This window comes from Streptomyces morookaense, assembly GCF_013030945.1.
In the GTDB taxonomy this organism is placed as follows: domain Bacteria; phylum Actinomycetota; class Actinomycetes; order Streptomycetales; family Streptomycetaceae; genus Streptomyces; species Streptomyces morookaensis.
Map to the genome: position 1 here is coordinate 127,007 of NZ_JABBXF010000014.1, position 8,078 is coordinate 135,084.

7 protein-coding genes are annotated in these 8,078 nt (G+C 69.7%); 5 read left to right on the forward strand and 2 right to left on the reverse strand.

Going from position 1 to position 8,078, the window contains the following annotated elements; genetic code table 11:
• The first annotated feature begins 478 nt into the window (after positions 1-478).
• Both HG542_RS35935 and HG542_RS08465 read left to right on the forward strand, forming a co-directional pair.
• Positions 479-1,723, forward strand: a complete 1,245-nt coding sequence (locus HG542_RS35935) for a DNA/RNA non-specific endonuclease (RefSeq protein ID WP_171079474.1) — start codon at positions 479-481, stop codon at positions 1,721-1,723.
• Positions 1,724-1,752: 29 nt separating this feature from the next.
• Positions 1,753-2,688, forward strand: coding sequence for a hypothetical protein (locus HG542_RS08465; RefSeq protein WP_229922447.1), 936 nt, complete (start codon positions 1,753-1,755; stop codon positions 2,686-2,688).
• Between the two features lie 180 nt (positions 2,689-2,868).
• Here HG542_RS08465 and HG542_RS08470 read toward each other — a convergent pair whose 3' ends face one another.
• Together HG542_RS08470 and HG542_RS08475 are read right to left on the reverse strand one after the other, a co-directional pair.
• Positions 2,869-3,417, reverse strand: coding sequence for a GNAT family N-acetyltransferase (locus tag HG542_RS08470; protein WP_171079475.1), 549 nt, complete (start codon positions 3,415-3,417; stop codon positions 2,869-2,871).
• 24 nt (positions 3,418-3,441) lie between these two features.
• Positions 3,442-4,791, reverse strand: coding sequence for an NsdA family TPR-like regulatory protein (locus HG542_RS08475; protein ID WP_229922446.1), 1,350 nt, complete (start codon positions 4,789-4,791; stop codon positions 3,442-3,444).
• Positions 4,792-5,123: 332 nt separating this feature from the next.
• Between HG542_RS08475 and HG542_RS08480 the strand changes: the two genes are divergently transcribed.
• From HG542_RS08480 to HG542_RS08490, 3 genes are all read left to right on the forward strand, one after another.
• Positions 5,124-5,633, forward strand: a complete 510-nt coding sequence (locus HG542_RS08480) for a hypothetical protein (protein ID WP_171079476.1) — start codon at positions 5,124-5,126, stop codon at positions 5,631-5,633.
• A 369-nt stretch (positions 5,634-6,002) separates the two neighbouring features.
• Positions 6,003-6,770 carry a DUF2334 domain-containing protein gene (locus HG542_RS08485; protein WP_171079477.1) on the forward strand — a complete coding sequence of 256 codons (768 nt, stop codon included), beginning with the start codon at positions 6,003-6,005 and terminating at the stop codon, positions 6,768-6,770.
• 5 nt (positions 6,771-6,775) lie between these two features.
• Positions 6,776-7,882, forward strand: coding sequence for a glycosyltransferase (locus HG542_RS08490; RefSeq protein ID WP_171079478.1), 1,107 nt, complete (start codon positions 6,776-6,778; stop codon positions 7,880-7,882).
• Positions 7,883-8,078: the final 196 nt, after the last annotated feature.

Consider the following 8,078-nt stretch of genomic DNA (forward strand, 5'->3'; position numbering starts at 1 on the left):
GCAATGTCCCGCCCCAGCAGACTCCTTGATGGCGCACCCTCTGCCTCCACCCCCGTGGCCACCGATTTCGGACCGGTACTGATCATTCACCCGCATGCCGTTTCCCGTCTCTGCTGGGCGGGATTCCGGCCGACCCGGCTGGTTTCCGCCAAGGCGGTTGCAGCATTCAGCCAAAGTACGCAGTCCAAATTTGAGTGCCTTCGACGGGTTCTGGCATCCCAGCGAATTGCACACCTGCACCAGCCCTATGAAGCATGTGGCGCGAGTCACCCATCGCCTTCACCTCTGAGCCGGCCGTCGTTCGAGCAGACCAGGCGCGTAGCGGGACGGCAGGACAAGCTCGCCTGCCGCCGTGCTGAGCAATCAACCAGAAGAACAAGGAGAGGGGACGAACATGTCCTTACCAGGTTTACAGCGCCACCACGGAGAGCGGGGCCGAAAGCCGAACAGGCTGCGCCGGGTCCTGTCAGGAGCGACGGTGGCCGCGACAGCCGCCGCTGTTGCCTTCAGTGGCGGCACAGCAACGGCCGCCGCGCCCGCACATCCCGCCGACCGCGTAAGCACGGTCATGAAGGGCCCGGCGGAACGTACCGGCACGTCCAAGATGACCACGATCCGGGTGACGGAGCTGGTCACCAGAACCCCGGACCACGCGGGCAACGTCACGGTGCGACTGGCCAACGGCAAGACCATTCCCATCCCGGTGGCCACCAAGGACCTCGTGATGCGCCGCGCCGCCCAGCAGGCCAAGGCCCACTTCAAGGCCACCGACGAAATCCCTTGCGGCGACCCTTACGTCAGGCTTGGGCTGAAATCCAACAAACACCCGGTCGCCATCCGGACCGGGTTCAATCTGGACAAGGGCAGGCTAGCCACTAGCTTCACCTGGGTCGTCACCATCACGGGGCCGAGCTATTCCCACGAGTACCGCTACGAAGGCCCCCATGACCTCAGCGACAGCTGGGAAGGTCGTTTTGAGAGCGATAAAGACCAGGACGATGGAACCTACAAGGCCGTGATCGACTCCACCCGGTCCAGCGTCGTGCTCTCGACCGGCGAAATCTGCTACTTCAGCAGGGTCGAATGGGACACGCAGCGCCTCACCAGGCCGAAGGCCGCATGCCTGAAGATGATGCAGGCAAATTCCGGCGGCGGGTGGATCCTGAACACCACCAAGGAAATCAAGCTCCGCAACAAGTCCGAACCGACCGGCCCGAAGGGTGATCGGGCAGCCGGGGCGGAGGCTTGCTTGACGAAGAACCTCGGCGACGGCAGCACAGCTGAGAAGGGCGAGAATGTCACCGGCTGGCTGGACGCGAAGGAGTTCCGCGACACGTACTCGCGTGGAACCTCGCTCGCCCGATGCCATCTGATCGCCAACAACCTCGGCGGGAAGGGACGGAAACCGGACGGCGGACTGGCCAACCTCGTCCCCTGCTGGCAGGTAGGGATGAACACCGGGACGCCGAGCATGCGGACCAACGAGATGAAGGTGGAGAAGGTGGTTAAAAAGCCGGCGGATGAGGAGGGCGCCTTGGGGCCGGATGACGCGGTCCATTACAAGGTGACGCCCCTCTACACGGACGACGACAGCACGATCCCCACGGGCGTCCTCATGAGCGCTGCGGTTCAGCGGGCGGACGGAACGGGGGAGCTGCTGTTCACCGCCGACTACGTCCCCAACACCCAGGGCAACACCGGGCTGCTCAACCTCGGTAACTGATCAACCAGTTCGCGCCATCGGGAGCCAGGTTGAGTTTCACCACCCCGCCGCGGCCGGTCGACGTCACGGCTGTCTTCCCTCACTTGGCTCCGCTGGTGCGCACGACGACCCGGTTGTATCCACGCCCCGGGTCGCCGTCGCCGCGCGACAGCTCCGTCGGCGGGCCGCTGCTGTGGCCTACCGACGAGCCGTGGCCCTACTTCGACGGCCCGCACGTACCGGATGGGTATCCCGCCACATCCCCGCAGGACGTGCGACTTCAGCGGCGCATCCGAGCGGCAGTGGCAAGCCGACCGCCGGGCCACCCTCGCTTCACGCCCGAGGAGGCGGCGATCCTCGAACGGATCAACACCGGCCGCCCATGGCCCAAGAGCCCGGTCGCCATGCTGCCCGTCGCCCAGCTCTATGTACTCGACATCCCCTTGCTGCTCCCGCCCGGGCAGACGGATCTGCTGCAAGCGCTGTGGTGCCCCTTCGACCACCTCCCGGAGCCCAAGCCCAGGACTGCACTGTTCTGGTGGTCCGCCACCGACGTTGCTCCGGACGGCTCCTACGAGCCCGCCCCGGAGGAGTTCTACCAGAACGTGCTGCCCATCGCTCCCGGCTGGAAGGTAGGCGGCTGGACGCGCTGGGGCCTCGCCGACCCCGTTCCCCGCATCTGCCCCACCTGCAATACCGGCATGAACCCCCTGCTGACCATCGCCTCGACCGAATGGGACGCCAGCACCCACAGCTGGATCCCGTATGAGGAGCAAACCCACGCCACGCCCTCCACCATCAACCCTCACCCGGCAGCCCCGGCCATGGTCGAGCTCGCCGGAGGCTACGACCTGCAGCTCTACGCATGTCCGGAATCGCCAGACCACCCGCATACCGCCCTGATCCAGTGGGGCTTTCTCTACGCTGATCACTGCTGGCCTGGCCCGGCGCCCTTCACTGAACGCTTCAACACTGTCTCGGTGTGATGAGGTCAGGTTTCTCCGGCTCGGCATGCTGGGACTGGAGGGCTTGCCGAGCCAGCCGATGTGTAATGTGGAACCAAGGGGATGCTTCACTCCAGCCGCACCTGTGCGATCCCCCGGCGGAGTGCTATGCCCCTGCGGTGGCTGTACGTCCCTTGGCGTGCTACTGGCCCTCTGCCCAGGTCACTTGGCGTCCCATTCGTGGCTGAGGATGCCGTGAACGATCGAGTCGCGCCATTTCCCGTTCTTGAGAACGTGTTCGCGGATGCGCCCCTCTTCCACCATCCCGGCTCGGTGCATCGTCCTGGCCGAGGCGTGGTTGAGGGGCGAGCGGGCTCCCCAGATGCGGTGCAGTTCCAGGTCCTCGAAGCCGAGGGCGAGCAGGAGGTGAACGGTCTCCAGGCCGTAGCCGGCACCCCAGGTACGAGGGTGCAGCGCGAAGCCGAGGGTGGCCGCGCGCTGCTGGTGGGGGTCAGTGGCCAGGCGGCCGAAGCCGACAAGGTCGCCGGTCTCATGTTCAACGACCGCGAGAGCGTACTCACTTCGAGGGGATGCGATGGCCGAGGCCATCGACCGGGCGACGATCTGTCCCACGTCCTCGCGTGAGCGCGGCTCGAACGAGAGATGCTCGGTGGCCTCGCGGCTGCCATAGATCGCCAGGACGGCGTCCACATCGTCGGTGGCGAGTTCGCGGAGCCCCAGGCGCTGGCTGTGGCGGCTGACCGGATACATGGCAGTGGACTCTACCGGTGGCTTTCAGCTGGGGAGAGCCAACCGGCTGGGGCTGTACGCCTCGATTTCCGCCCGGAGTTCCTGCGCCGACACCGTGTCGCGTGCGGGGTCGAGAAGGGCACTGCCGACGCGAGCCGCAGAGACGACGATCCCGCGGTTGCGCTGTGCGGGGGCGAGGTCGAGAACAGGACGGATGGCCTCGGCGGCACCGTCGATCTCGCCGTTCTGCAGCCGGATGAGGGCCAGATTGCACTGGGCACCGGCCTGGTCGCCGAAGGCCCAGTCGGGGGCGGTGGGATCGCTGAAGGACTCGACAGCCTCTTCCGCCAAGGCGGTGATCCGGGCGTCACTGTTCCCCAGCAGGACTTCGGTCTCCACCGCGTAGTACAGCTCCTTCTTCCTGGGGTACGTCAGCAGCCCGCCGAAGCCGTCGAGGTCGTCGGGCTCGACGCGTCGACGCTGGTCTTCTGCGCGCTGCATCGCAATGCGAGCAGCCTCCCCGTCACCGAGCAGGGCCGCGGCACGGGCTTCGAGGCCGGACAGCCACACGCCGACTGTGCCCCGTACTCCGGGACATGCTCCCCTGCCCTTCCTCGCGTAGGCCAACGCCTGGCTCCCGCGGCCGGACCAGTAGGAGATCAACGACTTCAGGCCGAAGGCCATCGCGGTCAAGCCGGCGTGATCGGCCTGAGCCGCACACACACCGGCGGCACGGGCATGCACCATGGCCAGTTTGGCGTCCCCCATGTCGTGGCAGCCCTTGCCCAGGTGAACCGACACGATCGCGGCCAGGACGTGGAGATCACGCAGCTGCCCCGGCCGGGCCCGGCCATCGTCGATAAGGGTGAAGATGTCGTCCTGAAGCACGACCAGGTCGTCCCAGATCGACGAGAGGGGCACCCGCGGGTACTCCTCGACGATCGCCGACACCCGGTCTGCCACCAGACCAAGGGTCTCCTCTCCGAACTGTCCCTGCTCCACGCCTATGGCGAAGTCTGCTGCGCGCTTTGCGGCCACCTCTGCCGTCCTTCTCATCTCGTACAAGACCGCGCCGTGTTCGACCCGGCCGCCGGCGGCTTGTGCAGCGAACAACGGTGTGGGCCGCGATGCCGGCCCGCTGTCGGGGACGTGGGTCCACAGCTGTTCGATGCTGTACCCGAGCATGTGGATCAGCACGCGCCGGGTGTCCCGCTGCGGCAATCGCTCCTGGTAGTACCAGCCTTGGAAGGTCTTCACTGCTGGTTCCAGCCGCGCCAGGCTGTCGTTGCCCTCGATCCGGGCCACTTCCTGGGCTGCCCGTTTGAAGCGGGGCAGAAACGCGCGGGGGTCCTGGAGGTTCTGCTCGTCGAGCAGGTACCGGAAGAACGTCTTCACGTTGCCTCCCCTTCGCGTTCTCGGAGCAGTCCGCCTCCGCCGACGGTAAGACGGCTGCGTCCCTAAGTTGCCCTACACGAAAGGGCTTTAGCAGATCCGAGGTGATTCCGAGGACGGTCCGAGGAAGTCCCGCAGATTCCGAGGTCGGACCGAGGGTTGCCTGGGGATGGAGTTCAGCCTGCGAAGACGGCAGGCTCATGGGCCTACCCACCAGGGAGATCCGCCCCCCCCTCTGGGGCACCCGCGTGCCACTGAGACGGCTCGCTACCTCTCGTACCCAAGGCACCTCCCGGCAGCCCAACGCCCCTCCAACCCACGACGAAGGCAACCGCATGCCCAACCCGAACACCCCCACGGACCCCAACCTTCACCTCCCGGCAGCCCTCTGGCTCGTCTCACGGGAGCGGCGTCCGCTCGATGCCCGCGAGTCGTGGACGAGCGGAGCACCCGCCACTCTGAAGGTCGGCCTGCACTTCGACGTCGTCCACCTTCCCTCAAGCGTCGTGGAGAGGGGCATCGACGGCATCACCGACCGGGATGCGATTCGCCACCACTTCCGGACGGCCGGTCTCACCAGCGCCGTCATCGTCTCCCGCTCACAGACCCGGTACAGCGTGCTCGTACCTCCGGGCGCCTCCCGAGACTGGGCGGAGCCCGGTATCCCGTGCATCGGGATCGAGTCCCCCATCAACTACGTCGGGGTTCCGGTACCCACGCGCAGGGAACCGCCCGGGTCCTACTGGCTGATGCCGGCCCCGGACGACGAGTGCATGCTGTGCGACCCGGCGAACATCCGCCTGCTCATCGGCAAGGCCCGGGCGCGCCAGGGGCGGACGCGATGAGCGGGTTCTGTTCGTGGTGCAAGGAGCCCGCGCACCGGGCCACGGTGATCGACGTCGTCGAAGGCGATCACGTGGCAAGGAAAATCTACGCCTGCGCCGCGTGCTGCGAGAAGTACCGCCTTGTACCGCTGGACAAGAGCGGTGGGACGACGTCACCTGGGGCCGGCCCGGCAAAGGGGCCTCTCTCTCAGACCCCGCCCGGAGGCGCGCGCCGCGCAGCTCCGCCGTCCCGTGTGCTCCCGTGAGCCTGCCCGTCCGGGAGAGGCCCGGCGTACTCGGCCGACGCGCGGGGAAAGTGTGAAGCGTGTGTGACAGCGGGCGGCGCACCGCGCCGCGCAAAGGAGCTTGCGTGTTCGCGCAGTTGGCCCGGTGAACGCCTCGCAGAGCGGCAGCGGCGGCCCGGGGGCGCCCTTCGTCGTCTCCGTGCACGATGTCGCCCCCTGGAGCTTCGAGCAGAGCCGGCACTGGCTGCACGATCTGGACGAGCGCGGCGTGCCGGCCACGCTGCTGCTCGTACCGGGCAGTTGGCGCGGCGCCCGGCTGCCGGACGCGCCCGAGCTGGTCGAGTGGCTGCACCGGGCGCGCGGGCGGGGGCACGAGCTGGCCCTGCACGGATACGTCCATCAGGGCGTCCCCGGCGGGCCGTTGACACGCCGCTGGGTGAACGCCGTGGTCTCACGCGGCTGCGCGGAGTTCTGTGCGCTGGACGAGGAGGCCGCGCGGCGACGGCTGGAGAGCGGGTTGGCCGCACTGGCCTCGGTGGGGATCGTCCCCGAAGGGTTCACCCCGCCGGGCTGGCTCGCCTCGCCCGGTGCCGTGGCCGCCCTGCGCCGGCTCGGACTCGAGTACACCACCAGCCACTTGGGCGTGCACGACCTGCGGACGGGGGCCCGGCACGGGATGGTCGCCCTGTCCAACCGGCCCGGCGGGCTCGGCGAGCGGGCCGGGGCCCGGCTGATGCGCGCCGCGGCCCGCCGCTGGGCGGGGCACGGCAGACCGTTCCGGATCGCCCTGCACCCCGCCGACCTCGCCCGGCCCGGGCTGCGTGCGTGTGCGCTGGAGGCGATCGACACGGCACTTGCCGAGGGTGCGCGGCCGTGCACGTACGCCGGGCTGGTGCGCTCCCTGCGAGGGTGAGGCGGATGCGGATCGTGCAGATCGCCAACTTCTACGGCGCCTCCTCCGGCGGCCTGCGCACCACACTCGACGCGCTCGGCCGGGGATACGCGGCCGCCGGGCACGAGCGGGTGCTCGTGGTGCCGGGGCGGCGGTACGCGGCCGTGCGCAGCCGGGCCGACGGGCTGCGGGTGACGCTGCCCGGTCTGCCCGTCGGCGGCGGCTACCGGATGATGGTCTCGCCACGCACCCTGCGCCGCCTGCTGCTGCGGCTGGCGCCGGATTCGCTGGAGGTGTCGGACAAGCTCACCCTGGTGCACACCGCCGCGTGGGCCCGGGCGCGCGGCGTGCGGTCGGTGCTGTTCTCGCACGAGCGGGCCGATGCGATCCTGGCGCCCCGGCTGCCGGGGTGGGTGCCGCTGGCGCCGCTCGCCGACGGGTGGAACCGGCGGCTGGCCGCCGGGTTCGATGCGGTGGTCGCCGCATCCGCCTTCTCCTGCGCGGAGTTCGCACGGGTGGACGCGCCCGCCGTGCACCGGGTCCCGCTGGGGGTGGATCTGCGCGTCTTCGCACCGCCCCGCGCGGGCGCCGGCGTCGGCGCCGCTCAACGCGCGGGGGTGCGACTGGTGTTCGCGGGGCGGCTGTCGGCGGAGAAGTCCCCCGCGCTGCCGCTGGAAACGCTGCGGGTGCTGCGGCGGCGCGGCGTCGACGCGCGGCTGGACGTGCTGGGCGACGGCCCGGAACGGGCCCGGCTGCAGCGGCGGGCGGCGGGCCTGCCGGTTCGCTTCCACGGTCATGTGGCCGACCGCGGCGCGGTGGCGGGGCTGCTCGCGCGGGCGGACGTCGCCCTGGTGCCGTGCCCGGTGGAGGCGTTCGGGTTGGCCGCGCTGGAGGCCCTCGCATGCGGCACGCCGGTCGTGGTCGCCGATGCGGGAGCGGCCCGCGAACTCCTCGCGCCGGGGGCCGGGTTGGCGGTCGGTGACTCGCCGGGGGCGGTGGCGGAGGGGGTACGCACGGTGCTGGGGTGGCCGGAGCCGGTTCGCCGTGCGGCGGCGCGGAGGCGGGCGGAGGAGTTTCCGTGGGCGCGGACCGTTGCCGGGATGCTGCGCGTGCATGCGGGGGGCGCCCCCTAGGGGGCGCGGGGAACTGCGCGATCGGCCACGACGCGCCCGCAGTCAAAGGACCCGGGGCTGCGCCCCGGACCCCTGGGGGTAGCGCGTCAACTGCGGGCCGGTGGGGGCTGGTCGCGCAGTTCCCCGCGCCCCTTACGGGGCGCCGTGGTGCCGCACCACGTCACAGCTCCGCGCCCCTTCAGGGCGCATACGCATC